Source organism: Pseudomonas sp. Q1-7 (assembly GCF_028010285.1).
Taxonomy (GTDB): domain Bacteria; phylum Pseudomonadota; class Gammaproteobacteria; order Pseudomonadales; family Pseudomonadaceae; genus Metapseudomonas.
Map to the genome: position 1 here is coordinate 1006005 of NZ_CP116304.1, position 18180 is coordinate 1024184.

Below are 18180 nucleotides of genomic sequence, written 5' to 3' on the forward strand. Positions count from 1 at the left end.
TTAGTGGCTTGGCACGGTTTTGTCGGGGGGCGCCGCGCGCTGGGCGGTCAGGGCCTGTTCCGCCTGTTGCTCGCGCAGTGCGTGCCAGCGGGCCGTGACGGCCTTGGGGGCCCAGATCTGCGGCTCGGAGGCTTCGAAGTCGTCGGCCTTCTCGCGCTCGGCGACCTTGTCCCTGGCCATGCCGAAGGCCTGTTCCAGGTCGTCGGTCTCGCTCAAGGCCTCGGCGAACAGGGCGCGCCCGAAGTAGGTGAAATCGTTCTCCTCGGAACAGCCGAAGGACACGCGGTCGGAGCGGGCGGCGGTCATGATCAGGGTCTTCTCATCCTTCAGTGGGGGAATGAACCCGCCGGAGTAGCAGGCGGAGATCACCAGCACCTTGTACCTGTCCTTGAGAGGGGCGAGCAGGTTGGCAAGCTCCTGCGCCGGCAGGTTCCCCAGTTGCAGGCCGGGCTGTTCCAGGGCCAGCTCGTGGGTTGGCGAGCCATGGCTGGTCAGGTAGATGAACACCAGGTCCTCCGGGCCGCTGCGCGCGGCGACGGCCTGAAGGGTCCGGGACAGGCTTTCGCGGGTGGCCAGCGGGCGGTCGGCGATGTGTTCGCGGTGGTTGACCAGGGTGACCTGGCCATGGGCGCCGAAGCGCTCGGCCAGCAGTTTCGACACGTAGTCCGCTTCGCGCAGGAACACACTCTGGCGGCCGTCGCCGGCCACGCTGACGGAGTAGAGTTCCACGTGCGGGGTGGACGTCGGCAGGGCGTCCAGCGCTTGCTCGAGCAGTCGGCCCTGGGCCAGCAGGCCAATCTCCAGCGGGTCGGGCAGGGCCTTGCCCTGTTCGTCGCGGATGCGTGTGCCGTCCTGCCAGATGCCTGCTTCCAGTTTGCCGTCCGCTTGGGTCAGGCGACCGCTGCCATTGTAGAGTCCAGCGCTGAAATGGCCCTGGTAGCGGGCCCCGTCGGCCATCGACAGGGTGCCTTCGCCCTGGTATCGCCAATGCTTGAAGTGCCCCGTGTAGCGGCTGCCGTCGGCGCCGATGAACTCGCCTTGGCCGATCAGGGCGCCTTCCTTGAAGGTGCCGCTCCAGACATCGCCGTCGGCGCTGGTGAAGCGCCCCTTGCCATCGAACAGGCTGTTCTTGAACTCACCGATGTAGTGGGAGCCGTCTTCGCCCTGGTAGGCCCCCTGGCCCTGCAGTTGGCCGCGATCGAAGCGGCCGCTGAAGCGGTTGCCGGCTTCATCGGTGCGCACGCCTTCACCATTCGGCTGTCCGGCGCGGAACAACCCCTGGTAGTTGCTGCCGTCGGGCCATTCGAGGCTGCCGAACCCCTGGTACTGGTCATTGCGGAACTGGCCGCGGTAGGTGGCGCCGCCCTGGCGCAGGGTGCCTTCGCCGTCGAACTGGTTGTGGGCGAAGCCGCCTTCATAGGTGGTGCCGTTGCCGTAGCTGAGGCTGCCCTGGCCGTGGAACAGGCCGGACTTGAACTCGCCGATGTAGACCAGGCCGTTGGGGCCGTGCCATTCGCCACGGCCTTCGGGCTGGCCGTCCTTGAACTGGCCCTCGAACCAGGTGCCGTTGTCGTAGTCCAGGCGACCCGGCCCCTGCAGCAAGCCGTCCACCAGCTCGCCGCGATAGCGGGAGCCGTCGGGCAGGCGGGCGTCCGGCGGGGTCAGAGGCTCGCCCTCGCCGCAGGCCGCGAGCAGCAGGGCGAGGGTCAGGGGCAGAAGCGGCTTCATCGAAAATCCTTGTCCTGGCATCTGCCATTCAGTGTGGCGCAAAAAAGCCCGCGATTGCGGGCTTTTTTGGCGACGGGCGGTCACTCAGACAAAGCAGAGGCTGAGCGACTCGGCGATGTAGGCGGGCTTTTGCTGGCCTTCGATTTCCAGGGTGCAGAGGGCCTTGATCAGCCACTGGCCGGGGTTCTTCTCGGTGACGTCCATGACCTTCACGGCCAGGCGCACGCGGGAGTCCACCTTCACCGGCTGGATAAAACGGACGGTGTCGAGGCCGTAGTTGACCACCATCTTCGCGCCTTCCGGCAGGACCAGCAGGCCGTCGATCAGCTTCGGGATCAGCGACAGGCTGAGGAAGCCATGGGCGATCGTGCCGCCGAAGGGCGTCTGCTTGGCGCGTTCCGGGTCGACGTGGATGAACTGGTGGTCTTCGGTGCATTCGGCGAACTGGTTGATGCGAGACTGGTCGATGGTGACCCAGTCCGAGTGGCCCAGCTCCTTGCCGATGTAGTTCTTCAGTTCCGCTACTGGTACGAACGCCATGCGTCATCCTCCGTGGATGCAGTGTTGTAATTCTTCTGATCGGGGCTTCGCCCCTCCCTTGCGTGCAGGGCGTAGATCAACATGCCGGACGAGGACGGTCAAGACGGCATGCCCCCTGCGAATGGCGGGTTATAGCAGGGCGGCGGGCCAGCCTATAATGCCGCGTCCCGGCCGAGGGCCGCCCGGCCGGATCTGACCCGTGGAGATTTTCATGCTGTTGCGCGGACTGACCTGGCTGGTGCTGTTCCAACTGATCGGCAGCGGGCTCAACGCCCTGTTCCTGTCCATGCTGCCCGGGCCCATCATCGGCCTGGTGCTGTTGTTCCTCTATCTGCTGGCGCGGGGCGAAGTGAGCGAGCCCTTGAGCCTGGCGGCCGGCAGCCTGCTGCGCTACCTGCCGTTGCTGCTGGTGCCGCCGGCGGTGGGCGTGATGGTCTACGCCGAGGCCATCTGGGCGGATTTCTGGGCGATAGTCGGCGTCCTGGTGCTGTCGCTGCTGGGGGCCTTCCTGTTCTCCGGCTGGCTGATGCAGAAACTCATCGATCGTCAGGCGCATCGCCGGGAGGACGCATGAGTCTGCAGTGGCAGTCGGCAGTCGAGGCCGTTGTGCACCATCCCCTGTTCGGCTTCGGCGTGACCCTTGCGGCCTACCAGTTGGCGCTGGCCGCCTACGAGAAGACCCGCTGGGTCTTCCTGCAGCCGGTGCTGCTGTCCATGCTGCTGCTGATCGGCGTGCTGCTGGCGTTCGGCATCAGCTACCAGGAATACCGCGAGAGCACCTTTCTGCTGACAGTCTTCCTCGGGCCGGCCACCGTGGCCCTGGCGGTGCCGCTGTTCCTCAACCTGCGGCGGATTCGCCAGCTGTTCTGGCCCACGCTGCTGACGCTGGTGTTCGGCGGGCTCTTCGCTACGCTGTCGGTAGCCCTGCTGGGCTGGTGGTTCGGCACCGAGCGCATGGTGTTGATGACGTTGCTGCCGAAGTCGGTGACTTCGCCGATCGCCATGCTGGTGGCCGAACAGCTCGGTGGGGTGGCGGCGCTGGCGGCCGTATTCGTGCTGATCACCGGCGTGCTTGGCGCCATACTGGGACCGGAGTTGTTGCGCCGCTGCGGTGTCCGCCATCCGGCTGCGCAGGGCATGGCCCTGGGGCTCACCGCCCATGCGGTGGGCACGGCCCGGGCACTGCAGGAAGGCGAGGAATGCGGCGCCTTCGCCGCCCTGGCGATGAGCCTGATGGGCGTCGCCACCGCGGTGTTGTTGCCGCTCGCCGTTGCCATGATTGCTTGAGGTCGATGCATGAAGCTGCCGCTTTTTCCGCTCAACACCGTGCTGTTCCCGGGGTGTGCGCTGGACTTGCAGATCTTCGAGGCGCGCTACCTGGACATGATCGGGCGCTGCATGAAGCAGGGCGAGGGGTTCGGCGTGGTGTGCATCCTCGAAGGCCAGGAAGTGGGCGAGGCGGCCAGCCGCTTCGCCGCCGTCGGCTGCGAGGCGCTGATCCGTGACTGGCAGCAGCGTCCCAACGGCCTGCTCGGCATTCGCGTGGAAGGCGGCCGGCGATTTCACGTCAGCAAGGCGGAAGTCCTGCGTGACCAACTGACGCTGGCCGAGGTGGAGTGGCTCGACGAACCCGCCGAACGGCCGTTGCGGCCGGAGCATGCGGACCTTGCGGCTTTGCTCAATGCGTTGGCCGAGCATCCCATGGTCCAGGGGCTGGGCATGGGTGGCGTGGTCGACGGGCAGCAGGCGCTGGCCAACCAGCTGTCCTACCTGCTGCCGTTCCCGATCAAGGAGAAGCTGCATCTGCTGACCCTGGCCGATCCCGACGAGCGCCTGGACTTCCTCCAGGGGTTGCTCGACCAGCTACAGGGCGAGTCCGTCGCCTGACCCGTGGCGGGGGTCAGTAGCTGTAGCGCGCCAGCGCCTCCGGCAGCGCCCAGGTGGCGACGGCGCCAAGCAAGGCCAGGCAGGCCGGCAGGATCACCAGCCATACCCGTGGGGCCATGGCGGTCAGCGGGGCGGCGCGTTGCATCAGCACCAGCCCGGCCGCCGCGATGCCCCCCGCCAACAGGGCGCCGGCGAGGATGTCGGTGGGCCAATGCACCCCGAGGTAGACCCGCGACAGGGCGATGACCACGGCCGGCAGGCAGGCCAGCAGCAGCCAGGTCAGACGCAGGCGCCCCGGCTGGCCGCGGCCGGCGAGAATCCCCAGCACCAGGAAAAAGGCGAAGGCCGCCGAGCTGTGCCCGCTGGGAAAGCTGAAGGTGGACAGCGGTTCGGCGAGCACCTCAGGCCGCGCTCGGGCAAAGAGGTGCTTGAGCCCGCCGTTGGCCAGCGCCGTCGTCACCAGGGTGCCGATGGCGAAGCAGGCCGGACGCCACTGGCGTAGCGCCAGTAGCAGGGTGGCGAGAACGCCGCCGGCGAGAAGTTGGGTCTTGAAGTCGCCCACGCGGGTGACCAGCACCATCAAGTGGTCGAGGCTGGCGTGGCGTTGCTCCTGGACCAGCGCCATCAGGCCCTGGTCCAGGGCCTGCAGGTAAGGCCAGCCGACCAGCAGGGCACCCAGCGCCAGCAGGCACAGGCCCGCTGCCAGTGGGTTGGCCCAGCGCTTTTCGCCCAGGGTGTTGTGGACGATCAGGCCAAGCATCGTCACCACCACCACGATCACAACACCCGCCTCGCCCCAGAAGCCTTCCGGCAGCGGCAGGCGCAACGCCGCGCCGGTGGCCCAGCCCGGCACCAGGTAGGCCACCGCCCAGCCGGCGGCCGCCAGCATGCTCACGGCGATGAAGCGTGGGAACGGCATGTCCAGCATGCCCGCCACCATTGGCAGCATGGGGCGCAGCGGACCGATGTAGCGGCCCACCAGCAGGCTGGCGACACCGTAACGCTGGAAGTAGTTTTCCGCGCCGCCGATCCACTCCGGGTGATCGCGCAGCAGTGGCAGGCGGCGGATGTTCTGGTGGAAGCGCCGGCCCACGCCGTAGGAAATCAGGTCGCCGAGAAGTCCCCCGCAATAGGCCAGCAGCAGGGTTTCCCAGAGTTCCAGGGCGCCGCTGCCGGCCATGACGCCGACCGCGAACAGCAGGGCCACGCCCGGCACCACGATGCCGGCGATGGCCAGGCACTCGACGCAGGCGATCAGGAAAATGGCCAGGCCAAGCCATTCCGGGTTGGCCCCGAGCCAGGCGGTGACCTGGTCGAACCATTGACTCATGGGTGCGTGTCCTCGATCAGGTGATAGTCGCGCCCTTCGACCTGGCCACGGCGCAGCGGGTTGCGTGTGCAGTGGCGGGCATAGGCGGCATCGACGAAACGGTAGGGCAGGTGTTCGTCGCGGCCATGGGGAATGCCCAGGCGCGCGGTCTGGATGATGGCGGCCGGGCGTTCGCCGACGTCGTCGACGAACAGGCGTTGCCAGTCGAAGCGCTGACCGTCCCAGTCCGGCACCTTCAGGCCCATGGACCGGCACAGCAGGGTCTGCCCGGCGCACAAGCATTCGGCGGGGCGCGGCCGGCCCTGGGCGTCGGGGTTGTTGTGCTGCATGACGGACAGGGCTTCGGCGGGGGAAATGGCGTCGACCCAGGGATGCCCGGACTTGATCAGTACCGCGTTGCCGGCGCCGTGGGCGCTGAAGTTCAGCGAGTCGCCGCCGCGGGCGTAGTACATATAGATGTGCCCGCCATCAAGGAACAGCGCGCGGCGCTTGTGGGTGTAGCCGAGTGAGGCGTGGCTGCCCTTGTCCACCAGGTAATAGGCTTCCGTCTCGATGATGCGCGCGGAGAGCCAGCGGTCGTCGAGCCGGTGGCGGATGACCTTACCCAGGAGCTCCCGTGCCACCTGCTGGGCGTCGCGGTCGAAAAAGGTGTCCGGCAGCGGGCGGGCGTCGGGCCAGGGCAAACTTAGGATGGGATCGCGGGACATGGGGCTGTCGCGGGGTTCCGGCTGGGAATAGGCTGGCGATTATACGGAAGCCTGCTGAGCCGAAGCTGAACGTCGGCGCCGGAATCGTCACGCCAGATAACAAGAGTCCCGCTGCCATGCCCCGAGCCGCCCGCCTCGACAGTGCCCATATCACGCCCAGCGCGCACTACACCGGCTACGTCTGGTATCGCCACCGACTGGCCGAGGAACCGTTCGTCACCGCCTTCGGGCGCCTCGCCCATGGCTTGCTGGCGCCGCTGAGCTGGGGCGCGCGGACAGCCTTCGGGCTGGATGTCGAGCACCTCCTGCTGCAGCGCCACCTGCTGATCGATGCCCTGCTGCGCGAGGCCATCGAGCAGCAGGGCATGCGTCAGGTGGTGGAAATCGCCTGTGGCCTGTCGCCGCGCGGGCGGCGCTTTTGCGTGCGCTACCCGGACGTGCGTTACCTGGAGGCTGACCTGCCGCCGATGGCTGCGCGCAAACGCTTGTTGCTGCACGAGGAGGGCTGGCTGGATAGTCGCCACCAGGTGCGCCCTGTGGATATCCTCGCCGAATCGGGTGCGCATGACCTGCAAACGCTGTTTTCCGGACTGAACCCGGAAGCGCCGGTGCTGGTGATCACCGAGGGCCTGGTGAACTACTTCGAGCTGCCGGTGATCGAGTCCTTCTGGGCGCGTCTGGCCGCCGAACTCCGCCGTTTCCCCGCCGCCACCTACCTCACCGACCTCTATCCCGACCTGCGCGAGCATCCGCGCTACCGCCAACTGCGCTGGGGCATCGACCTGGTGGGGCGGCTGACCCGCGGTCGCTATTACCTGCACTACCAGGATGACGCGGCCATCGCCAGGGGCTTCTCCGGCTGCGGTTTCAGCGCGGTGCGGCTGCATGATCCGAAGGAGGTGGCGGCCGCCCCACAGGACGCCTGGCCGGCGCTGGTGCGGGTGGTGGAAGCGCGGGTCTGATCGCCTCTGCGAAGGTGAACTCATTCGCGAACAGATGCGCGCTCAAACCGCGTGGGTTCGATTCAGGCGTAGGCCACCGACGGCGGTTCGGCTCGCGCCACCTGCGCGGCCAAGGCCTCGCTGGCGGTTGCATCGGTATGGGGAAAGACCAGTGCCAGGCTGTCGCCTTCCCGTCGCAGGGGCAGCATGTCCAGGGGCGGCAGGTCGCCGGCCTGCAGACGCCAGCCACGGTAGGGAAGGTCGGCGGGCAAGTCGGCCTGGAGCAGCGCGCCGAAAAATCCCAGTTCCTTGATCTCCACCGGCCATTCGCCGCCTTCGCCGTGCAGCAGTCGACCGTGCCGGTTCAACGGCGCCAGGCGCGGCTCCTGGCGCCGCTCCAGGTGGGTCAGGCGGTTGCGTGCCAGGCGTGTGGCGCCCGGGCTGGCCAGGGGCAGCGCTGCGCCTTGCAGGAATGGCCGATAGAAGCTGGCGCAGGCCTCGCGCTGCTCGAACTGGGCCAGGTGATCGGCGTTGTGGATCAGTGCGCAATCGGCATCGGTGCAGGCGGCGGCGAAGCGGGCATGTTCCCAGGGTTGGGTGAAGTGATCGTACTCGCCGGCCAGCACCAGTGTCGGGCAGGCGGGGTGATGGTCGAAACCGGGGAAATCCAGCAAGCGCTGGCTATTTTGCCGGTAACGCTCGATTTCCTGCGGGGAAAGACGCTGGATCTGTCGCAACAGCGATTTGCGGAACGCCGTTGAAATGCCGGTTTCCGTCAGGCGCAGGGGGTTGATAAGGCCGGCCAGTGCGCCTTGGGCGAACGGCAGGACCCGGCCTTCGCCCAGCAGGTCCAGGCCTTCTCCGAGCAGGCGCCGGGCGCCGGGGCGGCCGAAGGTGGTGACGCCGGCCAGCAGCAGGCGCGCGCAGCGCTGCGGGTGGCGCGCCGCGAACAGTGCCGCCAGGGCAGAGCCGTAGGACAGGCCAATGGGCATCAGCGGCGGTAGCCGGAGTTCGTCGGCAAAGGCGGCGATCAGGTCGGCCAGGTGTACCAGCGCAAGTTCCGGCGCCAGTTGCGGATTGCCACCCTGGCTCGGCAGGTCGAGGAGGATCACCGGATGGCGTGGCAGCAGTTCCTGCACCTCGGCGCTGAAGGAGCGAAAGCTCTGGAAAGCGCCGCCGAGCATCAGGACTGGCTCACGGCCGTCCGCGGCGAAGCGAGAGAAGGCCTGGTAATGCAGAGTCCAGCGGCCGAGCCGAAGGGTGCGGGGCGGGGCGTTCAGGTGCGAAGGGGCGAAGTCGGTCTGGTAGCGCATGGCGGGTGCTCCGGCGCGGCGGCGCGTTCTTGTGCTTCTGCGGCGACTGGGATTGGAAGGTAAACAGCGGAGACACTTTTGTTTACCCAACCTTCGGGCGGCGGGGCGGCCGGGTGTCACCGTCGCGGCCGCGATGCGCCTGGGCGGCGGCTCACTTCGTTACCGTCAAAGGCCGCGGAATGGACGGTCTACCATCCGCCCGACGCCGCTGGGCGCGGGCGAGCGCGGCCGCTATAATCAGCCGCTTTCCCTCCGCCAGAACCCGAGACCATGACCGAGTCCGTTCTCGATTACATGACCCGCCTTGGCCGCGCTGCCCGCGCTGCCTCGCGCGTGGCCGCCCGTGCCAGCACCGCGCAGAAGAACCGCGCCCTGCTGGCCGCCGCCGATGCCCTGGACGCCGCCCGTGACGCGCTGTCCGCCGCCAACGAGCAGGACCTGGCCAACGGCCGCGCCAATGGTCTGGAGCCAGCCATGCTGGACCGCCTGGCGCTGACCCCGGCGCGCATCGACGACATGATCGAGGGCCTGCGCCAGGTCGCTACGCTGCCGGACCCCATCGGCGAGATCCGCGACATGCGTTACCTGCCGTCCGGTATCCAGGTGGGCAAGATGCGCGTGCCGCTGGGTGTGATCGGGATCATCTACGAGTCGCGGCCGAACGTGACCATCGATGCCGCCAGCCTGTGCCTGAAGTCCGGCAACGCCACCATCCTGCGTGGCGGCTCCGAGGCCATCCATTCCAACCAGGCGATTGCGGCCTGCATCCAGAAGGGCCTGGCCGATGCCGGCCTGCCGAGCGAGCTGGTGCAGGTGGTGGAAACCACCGACCGCGCTGCCGTGGGCGCGCTGATCAGCATGCCGGAATACGTCGACGTAATCGTCCCGCGCGGCGGCAAGGGCCTGATCGAGCGCATCAGCCGCGAAGCCAAGGTGCCGGTGATCAAGCACCTGGACGGCATCTGCCACGTCTACATCGACGTTGCCGCCGACCTGGACAAGGCGATCCGCGTGGCGGACAACGCCAAGACCCAGCGCTATGCGCCGTGCAACACCATGGAAACCCTGCTGGTGCACAGCGGCATCGCCGCCCGCGTGCTGCCGCCGCTGGCCGCCATCTACCGCGACAAGGGCGTTGAGCTGCGCGGTGACGCCGCCACCCGCGCGCTGCTGGGCAGCGACGTGCTGGAAGCGACCGAGGAAGACTGGCGCACCGAGTACAACGCGCCGATCCTCTCGATTCGTATCGTCGACGGCCTTGAGCAGGCCATCGAGCACATCAACACCTACGGCTCGCAGCACACCGACGCCATCATCACCGAGAACTTCAGCGATGCCCGGCGCTTCCTTACCGAGGTGGACTCCGCTTCGGTCATGGTCAACGCCTCGACCCGATTCGCCGATGGTTTCGAGTACGGCCTGGGGGCGGAGATCGGCATTTCCACCGACAAGCTGCACGCCCGCGGCCCGGTTGGTCTGGAAGGCCTGACCAGCGAGAAGTACGTGGTTTTCGGCGACGGTCACGTGCGCACCTGATGGGCAAGCGTATCGGCCTCTTCGGCGGCACCTTCGATCCCGTGCATATCGGCCACCTGCGGGGCGCCCTGGAAGTGGCCGAGCAGTTCGGCTTCGACGAGCTGCGCCTGATCCCCAGCGCTCGCCCGCCGCACCGGGAAACCCCGCGGGTGTCGGCGATGCAGCGCCTGGAAATGGTCCGGCTGGCGGCGAGCGGTGTCGCGCCGCTGACGGTGGACGATCGCGAACTCAAGCGCGAGCGACCGTCCTGGACCATCGAAACGCTGGAGTCCCTGCGCACCGAGCTGGACGCCGGCGACCAACTGTTCCTGCTGGTCGGCTGGGACGCCTTCTGCGGATTGCCCAGCTGGCACCGCTGGAGCGAGCTGCTGGACCATTGCCACATCCTGGTCCTGCAGCGCCCGGATGCCGACAGCGAAGCGCCGGAAACCCTGCGCGACCTGCTGGCGGCGCGCAGCGCGGTCGATCCGCAGTCGCTGCAGGGACCGTCCGGGCAGATCGCTTTCGTCTGGCAGACGCCCCTGGCGATTTCCGCCACCCAGATCCGCCAATTGCTGGGGGAGGGGCGCTCGGCGCGCTTTCTCGTGCCCGACGCCGTATTGGCCTATATCCATGCGCACGGCCTGTACCGTGCGCCGAACTGATTCACTGAGGTAGTTGAACCCGATGCAAAACGAAGAACTCGTCAAGGTCGCCATCGCGGCCCTGGAAGACCTGAAAGGCCAGGACATCACCACCATCGACGTGCGTGGCAAGACCAGCATCACCGATTTCATGGTGATCGCCAGCGGTACCTCCGGCCGTCACGTGAAGTCCCTGGCGGAGAACGTCCTGGAAAAGGCCAAGGAACAAGGCGTGCGTGCCCTGGGCAGCGAAGGCCTGGATGGCGGCGAGTGGGCCCTGCTGGACCTGGGCGATGTGGTGGTGCACGTGATGCAGGTCGCCACCCGCCAGTTCTACGACCTGGAGCGCCTGTGGCAGGGCGCCGAGCAGAGCCGCGCCCATCACAGCCACGAGTAAGCGGGGCGTCCCTTGCGTCTACGTCTGATTGCCGTCGGCACGCGGATGCCGCGCTGGGTCGAGGAGGGCTGGCAGGAGTACGTCAAGCGCCTGCCGCCGGAACTCAGCCTGGAATTGGTGGAGATTCCCCTGACCACGCGCGGCAAGAATGCCGACGTGGCGCGGATGATCCGCCAGGAAGGCGAGGCCATGCTGTCCAAGGTGCAGCCGGGGGAACGCATCGTCACCCTGGAAGTCCAAGGTCGACCTTGGAGCACCGAGCAACTGGCGACCGAACTGGACCGCTGGCGGTTGGACTCGCGCACCGTCAACCTCATGGTCGGCGGCCCCGAGGGGCTGGCGCCGGAGGTCTGCGCCCGTAGCGAGCAGCGCTGGTCGCTGTCGCCGCTGACGCTGCCGCATCCGCTGGTGCGCATCCTCATCGGCGAGCAGATCTACCGTGCCTGGACCGTGCTGTCCGGCCACCCCTATCACAAGTAAGTCCGTCCATGCCGCAACCGATCCGCCTGAAAGACCACGAGAAGGACGCCCGCCTGGTGCGGCGGCGCGTGGTCGTCGGTGCGGTGGCGGTGTTGCTGCTGACCTGTGTGCTGATCGCCCGGTTGTACTACCTGCAGGTCATTCAGTACGAATACCACTCGACCCTGTCGGAGAATAATCGCGTCCATGTGCAGCCGATCCCGCCCACCCGTGGGCTGATCTTCGACCGCAACGGCGTGATCATTGCCGACAACCGCCCCAGTTTCAGCCTCAGCGTCACCCGCGAGCGGGCCGGCGACTGGGAGAAGACGCTCGACGTGATTGTCGAGGTGTTGCAGTTGACCCCGGACGACCGCGCGCTGTTCGAGCGGCGCATGCGCCAGGGGCGCAGACCCTTCGAGCCGGTGCCCATTCTCTTCGAGCTCACCGAAGAGCAGATTGCCCGGGTGGCGGTGAACCAGTTCCGCCTGCCCGGCGTGGAAGTGGTGGCGCAACTGGTGCGGCACTATCCGCAAGGCGCGCACTTCGCCCATTCCGTGGGCTACGTCGGTCGCATCAACGAGCGGGAGCTGAAACAACTCGACCCGGTGAACTACAGCGGCACCCACCATATCGGCAAGACCGGCATCGAGCGGTTCTACGAGGATCAACTGCACGGCGAGGTGGGCTACGAGGAAGTCGAGACCAACGCCCGTGGCCGAGTGCTGCGCGTGCTCAAACGCACCGACCCGAAGCCCGGCAAGGACCTGGTGCTGACCCTCGATGTGCGCCTGCAGGAGGCCGCCGAACAGGCCCTGGCCGGCCGTCGTGGCGCCATCGTCGCCATCGAGCCATCCAGTGGCGACGTGCTGGCGATGGTCAGCCAGCCCAGCTTCGACCCCAACCCCTTCGTCACTGGTATCAGCTTCAAGGCCTATGCCGAGCTGCGCGACTCCATCGATCGGCCGCTGTACAACCGCGTCCTGCGCGGCCTTTACCCACCGGGCTCGACCATCAAGCCGATGGTGGCGGTGTCCGGCCTGGATGCTGGCGTGGTGACCCCGGCTTCGCGGGTCTTCGACCCGGGTTTCTACCAGTTGCCGAACTACGACCACAAATACCGTAACTGGAACCGCTCCGGGGACGGTTGGGTGAACATGGAAACCGCGATCATGCGGTCAAATGACACCTACTTCTACGATCTTGCCCACAAGATGGGTATCGACCGCCTGCATGACTACATGAGTCGCTTCGGCTTCGGCCAGCGCGTGGCCCTGGACATGTTCGAGGAGTCCGGCGGCCTGATGCCGTCCCGCGAGTGGAAGCGCGCACGCTATCGCCAGGCCTGGTATCCGGGGGAAACGCTGATCCTCGGCATCGGCCAGGGCTACATGCAGTCCACGCCCCTGCAACTGGCGCAGGCCGTGGCGCTGATGGCCAATCGCGGCAAGTGGATTCGCCCGCACCTGGCCAAGACGATCGAAGGCCAGCCGCCGGTGGACCCGAACCCGATGCCGGATATCGTCCTGCGCGATCCAAAGTACTGGGATGCCGGCCGCATCGGCATGGAAATGGTGGTGCATGCCGCGCGTGGTACCGCGCACAAGGTCGGCGCCACTTCCGTGTATCGCATCGCCGGCAAGTCTGGTACTGCCCAGGTAGTGGCCATCAAGCAGGGTGAGAAGTACGACCGCTCCAAGGTCCAGGAACGCCACCGCGACCACGCGCTGTTCGTGGCCTTCGCACCGGCGGAGGACCCGAAGATCGCTGTTGCGGTCATGGTGGAGAACGGCGAGTCCGGCTCCGGCGTTGCCGCGCCAGTGGTCAAGCAGGTCATGGATGCCTGGCTGCTCGGCGAGGACGGCCAGTTGAAACCCGAGTTCCGCCCGCCGCAGCCGCTGGCGGACCAGCAGAGCGCCAATCGATGAACAGCAACTTCGATCGCACCATCTCCCAGGAAGACGTGCTCAAGCGCCGCGCCACCCTGCTGCAGCGCCTGCACATCGACGGCTGGCTGTTGCTGATCATCCTGATGCTCGCGGCCGGCAGCCTGTTCGTCCTCTATTCCGCCTCCGGCAAGCACTGGGAGCTGCTGATGAAGCAGGCCAGCTCCTTTGGCCTGGGTATCGGCGCGATGATCGTCATCGCCCAGTTCGAGCCCCGCTTCATGGCGCGTTGGGTGCCCCTGGCCTATCTGGTGGGGGTGTCCCTGTTGCTGGTGGTGGAGATCATGGGCCATACGGCCATGGGGGCCACGCGCTGGATCAACATTCCGGGGGTGATTCGCTTCCAGCCTTCGGAGTTCATGAAAATCATCATGCCGGCGACCATCGCCTGGTACCTGTCGCGGCACAACCTGCCGCCCAAGTTCAAGCACATCGCCGTCAGCCTGGTGCTGATCCTCGTGCCCTTCGTGCTGATCCTGAAACAGCCCGACCTTGGCACCGGCCTGCTGATCCTCGCCTCGGGCGCTTTCGTACTGTTCATGGCCGGCCTGCAGTGGCGCTGGATCTTCGGCGCCGTCGCGGCGGTGGTGCCGGTGGCGGTGGCCATGTGGTACTTCGTGCTGCACGACTACCAGAAGCAGCGCGTGCTGACTTTCCTCGATCCGGAAAGCGATCCGCTGGGCACCGGTTGGAACATCATTCAGTCGAAGGCCGCGATCGGCTCTGGCGGCGTGTTCGGCAAGGGCTGGCTGCTGGGCACCCAGTCGCACCTGGATTTTTTGCCCGAGAGCCATACGGACTTTATCATTGCCGTCCTCGGCGAAGAGTTCGGCCTGGTGGGCGCCTGCCTGCTGCTGCTGGTCTACCTGCTTCTGATTGGTCGCGGCCTGGTGATCACTGCCCAGGCCCAGACCCTGTTCGGCAAGCTGCTGGCGGGCAGCCTGACCATGACCTTCTTCGTGTACGTGTTCGTCAACATCGGCATGGTCAGTGGACTCTTGCCGGTCGTGGGGGTACCCCTGCCCTTCATTAGCTACGGCGGAACCCATCTGGTGACGCTGCTGTCAGGGTTTGGGGTGTTGATGGCGATCCAGACCCATCGCAAATGGATCGCCCAGGTTTGAAACGAGTGAATGATTTGAAAGCACTGCGCACGTGGATGCAGCTGGGCGCCACCGGCGTCGCCCTGGCCGGACTGCTGGGGGCAGCCGGGCCGGCGGTTTCCGGGGATTACGAGGGATCGCCGCAGGTGGCCGAGTTCGTCGCCGAGATGACCCGGGACTACGGGTTTGCCGGCGAGCAATTGGTGGAGCTGTTCCGGGAAGTGGAGCGCAAGCAATCCATTCTCGACGCCATCTCCCGCCCCGCCGAGCGGGTCAAACCGTGGAAGGAGTACCGGCCGATCTTCATCACGCCGGCGCGCATCCAGAAAGGCCTGGCCTTCTGGAATCAGCACGCCGAGGCCCTGGCCCGCGCCGAGAAGGAATACGGCGTGCCGGCCCAGGTGATAGTGGCGATCATCGGCGTCGAAACCTTCTACGGCGGCAACACCGGCAACTTCCGCGTGATCGATGCCCTGTCCACCCTGGGCTTCGACTATCCGCCGCGCGCCGACTTCTTCCGCAAGCAGCTCAAGGAGTTCCTCCTGCTGGCCCGCGAGGAGCAGGTCGACCCACTGATGCTCAAGGGCTCCTACGCCGGCGCCATGGGCCTGCCGCAGTTCATGCCGAGCAGCTTCCGGGCCTATGCCGTGGATTTCGATGGCGATGGCCATATCGACATCTGGAAGAACCCGGTGGATGCCATCGGCAGCGTCGCCAGCTATTTCAAGCGCCATGGCTGGGTGCCCGGTGGCCCGGTGGTCAGCCGCGCCCAGGTGCGCGGCGAGCGAGTCGACGAAGGGTTGACCCAGGGGCTGGACCCGGTGAAGAACGTCGGCGATCTTAGGGCGCTGGGCTGGGCAAGCCGCGACGTACTGCGCGATGATGTGCCGGTGACGGCCTTCCGCCTGGAGGGGGACGAGGGTGCGGAGTACTGGATGGGATTGCCGAACTTCTACGTCATTACCCGCTACAATCGCAGCGTGATGTACGCGATGTCCGTGCATCAGCTTTCCGAACTTCTGGTCAACGCAAGGGGCGGGCGTTAACCGATGCCACTACCGATAAGAGCCGCCGTCTACGGCGCCGTAGCATTGTTTCTGGCCAGTTGCTCGAGCAGTCGTGCGCCTGAGCCGGTCCAACCCGGCGGGCCGATCTCCGGTCCCGGCAACTATTCGCGTCCGCACAAGGATGGCGCTCCCTGGTGGGACGTCGACGTCTCGCGCATCCCCGATGCCGTGCCGATGCCGCACTACGGTGCGTTCAAGGCCAATCCCTACACCGTGCTGGGCAAGACCTACTACCCGATGAACGATGCGCGGCGCTACCAGGCCGTGGGCACCGCGTCCTGGTACGGCACCAAGTTCCACGGCCAGGCCACCGCCAACGGCGAGGCCTACGACCTCTACGGCATGACCGCCGCGCACAAGACCCTGCCGCTGCCGAGCTACGTGCGGGTGACCAACCTGGACAACGGCAAGACCGTGATCCTGCGGGTCAACGACCGGGGGCCCTTCTACTCCGACCGGATCATCGACCTGTCCTTCGCCGCGGCGAAGAAGCTCGGCTATGCCGAGTCCGGCACCGCCCGCGTGAAGGTGGAGGGTATCGATCCCCACGAGTGGTGGGCTGCCCAGGGCCGCCCGGTGCCGATGGTGCTGGCGCAGCCGAAGATGGCCGGCCAGCCGCAACCGCAACCGCAACCGCAGCCCCAGCCGGTGGTCCAGGTGGCCAGCGCACCGATCGAGCAGTACACACCGCCGCCGCAACAGCATGCCGCCGCCGTCCTGCCCGTGCAGATCGACGCAAAAAAAAACGATTCACTCGCAGCCTCTGGCCTGTATCTCCAAGTGGGCGCCTTCGCCAATCCGGACGCTGCGGAGCTCCTCAAGGCCAAGCTGAGCGAGACGGTGACTGCCCCGGTATTCATCAGCTCGGTCGTGCGCAACCAGCAGATTCTGCACCGGGTACGCCTGGGGCCGATCGGAACCCAGGGTGAGGCCCAGCAGGTGCAGAACACCGTGCGTCTGGCCAACCTCGGCCAGCCCACCCTGGTGAAGCCGGACTGACGGCTTCCACAATTCGCCCGCAAGGGCCTGTCAGACCATTAGCAATTTCTCAGAGAGACGGATGAACATCTTCAGCTTCGCCAAACGCCTGTTACTGCCCGCAGCCCTGCTCATCGTCGCGCCGGCCTCCATGGCGGCCCAGCAGATCATCCCCTCGCCGCCGCAACTGGCCGCCAAATCCTATGTGCTGATGGACGCCCAGAGCGGCCAGGTGCTTGTCGAGAACAACGGCGACCAGCGCCTGCCCCCGGCCAGTCTGACCAAGCTGATGACCGCCTACATCGCCACCCTGGAAATCCGCAAGGGCCAGATTGGTGAAACCGATCCGGTGACCATCAGCGAACACGCCTGGCGCACGGGCGGCTCGCGCATGTTCGTCCAGGTGAATACCCAGGTTTCCATGAGCGACCTGCTGCACGGCATCATCATCCAGTCCGGCAACGACGCCAGCGTGGCCGTGGCCGAGCACATCGCCGGCAGCGAAGACGCCTTTGCCGACATGATGAACACCACCGCCGAGAAGCTCGGCATGGCCAACAGCCATTTCATGAACGCCACCGGCCTGCCCAACCCGGAGCACTATTCCACCGCCCATGACATGGCGACCCTGGCCCGCGCGATTATCTACGAAGATCCCGCCCACTACGCCATCTACTCCCAGAAGGAGTTCTTCTGGAACAACATCAAGCAGCCCAACCGCAACCTGCTGCTGTGGCGCGACAAGACCGTCGACGGTCTGAAGACCGGCCACACCGAGGAAGCCGGCTACTGCCTGGTGGCTTCCGCCGTGCGTGACAATATGCGCCTGATCGCCGTGGTGTTCGGCACCAACAGCGAGCAGGCCCGCGCCGCCGAGACCCAGAAACTGTTGACCTACGGCTTCCGCTTCTTCGAAACCCAGTCCTTCTATCAGAAGGGTGCCGAGCTGGCCAAAGCCCAGGTATGGAAGGGCGAGTCCCGTGAAGTCAAGGCTGGCCTGGCCCAGGACCTGACCATGACCCTGCCCAGGGGCCAGGCCAAGAAGCTGCAGGCCAGCATGACCTTGAATCCGCAACTGATCGCCCCCATCAAGCAGGGCGATGTGATCGGCAAGGTGGACGTCAAACTGGAGGACCAGGTGGTCCACAGCGCCGACCTGATCGCCCTGGAGACCGTCGAGGAGGGTGGTTTCTTCCGCCGCCTGTGGGATAGCATCCGCCTGTTCTTCTACGGCCTGTTCAACTGACCTACTGAGCCGACGCCTCGCGCCCTGTCCGGGTACGGGGCGTCCGCATCGCGGACCACGAGTCCGCCGCCGCCATGACCGATACCCCTGACGTACAACCCCCGAAAATCGAGTTCCCCTGCGAGCGTTACCCCATCAAGGTGATCGGTGATTCCTTCGATGGATTCTCCGACCTGGTGATCGAGATCATCCAGCGCCACGCACCGGACCTCGACGCTGCCACCCTGGTGGTGCGCGACAGCCGCAATGGCCGCTTCCTCTCGGTGCAGGTGCTGATCACCGCCACCAGCGTCGACCAACTGCAAGCCATCCATGTCGACCTGCGCGCCACTGGCCGCGTACACATGGTGCTCTAGTGCTGCCACCTGCCGAACTCATC

The 18180-nt window shown here is 66.5% G+C and carries 19 protein-coding genes; 14 read left to right on the plus strand and 5 right to left on the minus strand.

Annotated elements, in window-relative coordinates; translation table 11 throughout:
- Together PJW05_RS04615 and PJW05_RS04620 are read right to left on the minus strand one after the other, a co-directional pair.
- A complete protein-coding gene (locus tag PJW05_RS04615) occupies window positions 1-1728 on the minus strand; it encodes a C13 family peptidase (RefSeq protein ID WP_271410566.1) in 1728 nt (575 codons plus the stop codon).
- Window positions 1729-1812: 84 nt separating this feature from the next.
- Window positions 1813-2268 (minus strand): MaoC family dehydratase, encoded by a 456-nt coding sequence (locus PJW05_RS04620; protein WP_271410567.1) that lies wholly within the window; start codon window positions 2266-2268, stop codon window positions 1813-1815.
- Between the two features lie 211 nt (window positions 2269-2479).
- Here PJW05_RS04620 and PJW05_RS04625 point away from each other — a divergent pair, with 211 nt between their 5' ends.
- The 3 genes from PJW05_RS04625 to PJW05_RS04635 are packed head-to-tail and all read left to right on the plus strand — an operon-like array spanning window position 2480 to window position 4155.
- Window positions 2480-2842: a CidA/LrgA family protein gene (locus tag PJW05_RS04625; protein WP_271410568.1), complete on the plus strand. Its 363-nt coding sequence runs from the start codon at window positions 2480-2482 to the stop codon at window positions 2840-2842.
- A complete protein-coding gene (locus PJW05_RS04630) occupies window positions 2839-3555 on the plus strand; it encodes an LrgB family protein (protein WP_442969205.1) in 717 nt (238 codons plus the stop codon). The genes PJW05_RS04625 and PJW05_RS04630 overlap by 4 nt, the downstream gene beginning before the upstream one ends.
- A gap of 9 nt (window positions 3556-3564) precedes the next feature.
- A complete protein-coding gene (locus tag PJW05_RS04635; RefSeq protein WP_271410569.1) occupies window positions 3565-4155 on the plus strand; it encodes an LON peptidase substrate-binding domain-containing protein in 591 nt (196 codons plus the stop codon).
- A gap of 13 nt (window positions 4156-4168) precedes the next feature.
- Here PJW05_RS04635 and PJW05_RS04640 read toward each other — a convergent pair whose 3' ends face one another.
- A complete protein-coding gene (locus PJW05_RS04640) occupies window positions 4169-5485 on the minus strand; it encodes a bifunctional DedA family/phosphatase PAP2 family protein (protein WP_271410570.1) in 1317 nt (438 codons plus the stop codon).
- Complete coding sequence (locus PJW05_RS04645) at window positions 5482-6192, minus strand: DNA-3-methyladenine glycosylase (protein WP_271410571.1); 711 nt, start codon at window positions 6190-6192, stop codon at window positions 5482-5484. Before PJW05_RS04645 ends, PJW05_RS04640 begins: the two co-directional genes overlap by 4 nt.
- A 116-nt stretch (window positions 6193-6308) precedes the next feature.
- Between PJW05_RS04645 and PJW05_RS04650 the strand changes: the two genes are divergently transcribed.
- Window positions 6309-7154 (plus strand): class I SAM-dependent methyltransferase, encoded by an 846-nt coding sequence (locus PJW05_RS04650; protein ID WP_271410572.1) that lies wholly within the window; start codon window positions 6309-6311, stop codon window positions 7152-7154.
- A gap of 62 nt (window positions 7155-7216) precedes the next feature.
- Here PJW05_RS04650 and PJW05_RS04655 read toward each other — a convergent pair whose 3' ends face one another.
- Window positions 7217-8446, minus strand: a complete 1230-nt coding sequence (locus PJW05_RS04655; RefSeq protein ID WP_271410573.1) for an alpha/beta fold hydrolase — start codon at window positions 8444-8446, stop codon at window positions 7217-7219.
- 270 nt (window positions 8447-8716) lie between these two features.
- Between PJW05_RS04655 and PJW05_RS04660 the strand changes: the two genes are divergently transcribed.
- The 10 genes from PJW05_RS04660 (at window position 8717) to PJW05_RS04705 (ending at window position 18157) form a co-directional block, all read left to right on the plus strand.
- Window positions 8717-9982, plus strand: a complete 1266-nt coding sequence (locus tag PJW05_RS04660; protein WP_271410574.1) for a glutamate-5-semialdehyde dehydrogenase — start codon at window positions 8717-8719, stop codon at window positions 9980-9982.
- A complete protein-coding gene (gene nadD, locus PJW05_RS04665; protein ID WP_271410575.1) occupies window positions 9982-10626 on the plus strand; it encodes a nicotinate-nucleotide adenylyltransferase in 645 nt (214 codons plus the stop codon). The genes PJW05_RS04660 and nadD overlap by 1 nt, the downstream gene beginning before the upstream one ends.
- Before the next feature lie 22 nt (window positions 10627-10648).
- The gene (gene rsfS, locus PJW05_RS04670; RefSeq protein ID WP_271410576.1) at window positions 10649-11002 is read left to right on the plus strand and encodes a ribosome silencing factor; all 354 of its coding nucleotides are present in this window, start codon (window positions 10649-10651) and stop codon (window positions 11000-11002) included.
- A gap of 12 nt (window positions 11003-11014) precedes the next feature.
- The gene (gene rlmH, locus PJW05_RS04675; protein WP_271410577.1) at window positions 11015-11482 is read left to right on the plus strand and encodes a 23S rRNA (pseudouridine(1915)-N(3))-methyltransferase RlmH; all 468 of its coding nucleotides are present in this window, start codon (window positions 11015-11017) and stop codon (window positions 11480-11482) included.
- Between the two features lie 8 nt (window positions 11483-11490).
- Complete coding sequence (mrdA, locus tag PJW05_RS04680) at window positions 11491-13389, plus strand: penicillin-binding protein 2 (RefSeq protein WP_271410578.1); 1899 nt, start codon at window positions 11491-11493, stop codon at window positions 13387-13389.
- Window positions 13386-14531 (plus strand): rod shape-determining protein RodA, encoded by a 1146-nt coding sequence (gene rodA / locus PJW05_RS04685; protein WP_271410579.1) that lies wholly within the window; start codon window positions 13386-13388, stop codon window positions 14529-14531. Before mrdA ends, rodA begins: the two co-directional genes overlap by 4 nt.
- Window positions 14532-14566: 35 nt before the next feature.
- Complete coding sequence (gene mltB, locus PJW05_RS04690) at window positions 14567-15556, plus strand: lytic murein transglycosylase B (protein ID WP_271412165.1); 990 nt, start codon at window positions 14567-14569, stop codon at window positions 15554-15556.
- A gap of 3 nt (window positions 15557-15559) precedes the next feature.
- Window positions 15560-16576 carry a septal ring lytic transglycosylase RlpA family protein gene (locus PJW05_RS04695; RefSeq protein ID WP_271410580.1) on the plus strand — a complete coding sequence of 339 codons (1017 nt, stop codon included), beginning with the start codon at window positions 15560-15562 and terminating at the stop codon, window positions 16574-16576.
- Window positions 16577-16637: 61 nt separating this feature from the next.
- A complete protein-coding gene (locus PJW05_RS04700; protein ID WP_271410581.1) occupies window positions 16638-17801 on the plus strand; it encodes a D-alanyl-D-alanine carboxypeptidase family protein in 1164 nt (387 codons plus the stop codon).
- Window positions 17802-17875: 74 nt separating this feature from the next.
- Window positions 17876-18157 (plus strand): DUF493 domain-containing protein, encoded by a 282-nt coding sequence (locus PJW05_RS04705; protein WP_271410582.1) that lies wholly within the window; start codon window positions 17876-17878, stop codon window positions 18155-18157.
- The last annotated feature ends 23 nt before the right edge of the window (window positions 18158-18180 follow it).

Excerpts from the sequence above, each read along its gene's own strand:
- PJW05_RS04705 (WP_271410582.1), top strand. The coding sequence starts at position 17,876 with ATGACCGATACCCCTGACGTACAACCCCCGAAAATCGAGTTCCCCTGC.
- rsfS (WP_271410576.1), top strand. The coding sequence starts at position 10,649 with ATGCAAAACGAAGAACTCGTCAAGGTCGCCATCGCGGCCCTGGAAGAC.
- PJW05_RS04640 (WP_271410570.1), bottom strand. The coding sequence starts at position 5,485 with ATGAGTCAATGGTTCGACCAGGTCACCGCCTGGCTCGGGGCCAACCCG.
- PJW05_RS04695 (WP_271410580.1), top strand. The coding sequence starts at position 15,560 with ATGCCACTACCGATAAGAGCCGCCGTCTACGGCGCCGTAGCATTGTTT.
- PJW05_RS04625 (WP_271410568.1), top strand. The coding sequence starts at position 2,480 with ATGCTGTTGCGCGGACTGACCTGGCTGGTGCTGTTCCAACTGATCGGC.
- PJW05_RS04660 (WP_271410574.1), top strand. The coding sequence starts at position 8,717 with ATGACCGAGTCCGTTCTCGATTACATGACCCGCCTTGGCCGCGCTGCC.
- rodA (WP_271410579.1), top strand. The coding sequence starts at position 13,386 with ATGAACAGCAACTTCGATCGCACCATCTCCCAGGAAGACGTGCTCAAG.
- PJW05_RS04615 (WP_271410566.1), bottom strand. The coding sequence starts at position 1,728 with ATGAAGCCGCTTCTGCCCCTGACCCTCGCCCTGCTGCTCGCGGCCTGC.
- PJW05_RS04620 (WP_271410567.1), bottom strand. The coding sequence starts at position 2,268 with ATGGCGTTCGTACCAGTAGCGGAACTGAAGAACTACATCGGCAAGGAG.
- nadD (WP_271410575.1), top strand. The coding sequence starts at position 9,982 with ATGGGCAAGCGTATCGGCCTCTTCGGCGGCACCTTCGATCCCGTGCAT.
- mltB (WP_271412165.1), top strand. The coding sequence starts at position 14,567 with ATGCAGCTGGGCGCCACCGGCGTCGCCCTGGCCGGACTGCTGGGGGCA.
- PJW05_RS04645 (WP_271410571.1), bottom strand. The coding sequence starts at position 6,192 with ATGTCCCGCGATCCCATCCTAAGTTTGCCCTGGCCCGACGCCCGCCCG.
- PJW05_RS04655 (WP_271410573.1), bottom strand. The coding sequence starts at position 8,446 with ATGCGCTACCAGACCGACTTCGCCCCTTCGCACCTGAACGCCCCGCCC.
- PJW05_RS04630 (WP_442969205.1), top strand. The coding sequence starts at position 2,839 with ATGAGTCTGCAGTGGCAGTCGGCAGTCGAGGCCGTTGTGCACCATCCC.
- PJW05_RS04650 (WP_271410572.1), top strand. The coding sequence starts at position 6,309 with ATGCCCCGAGCCGCCCGCCTCGACAGTGCCCATATCACGCCCAGCGCG.
- mrdA (WP_271410578.1), top strand. The coding sequence starts at position 11,491 with ATGCCGCAACCGATCCGCCTGAAAGACCACGAGAAGGACGCCCGCCTG.
- PJW05_RS04635 (WP_271410569.1), top strand. The coding sequence starts at position 3,565 with ATGAAGCTGCCGCTTTTTCCGCTCAACACCGTGCTGTTCCCGGGGTGT.
- PJW05_RS04700 (WP_271410581.1), top strand. The coding sequence starts at position 16,638 with ATGAACATCTTCAGCTTCGCCAAACGCCTGTTACTGCCCGCAGCCCTG.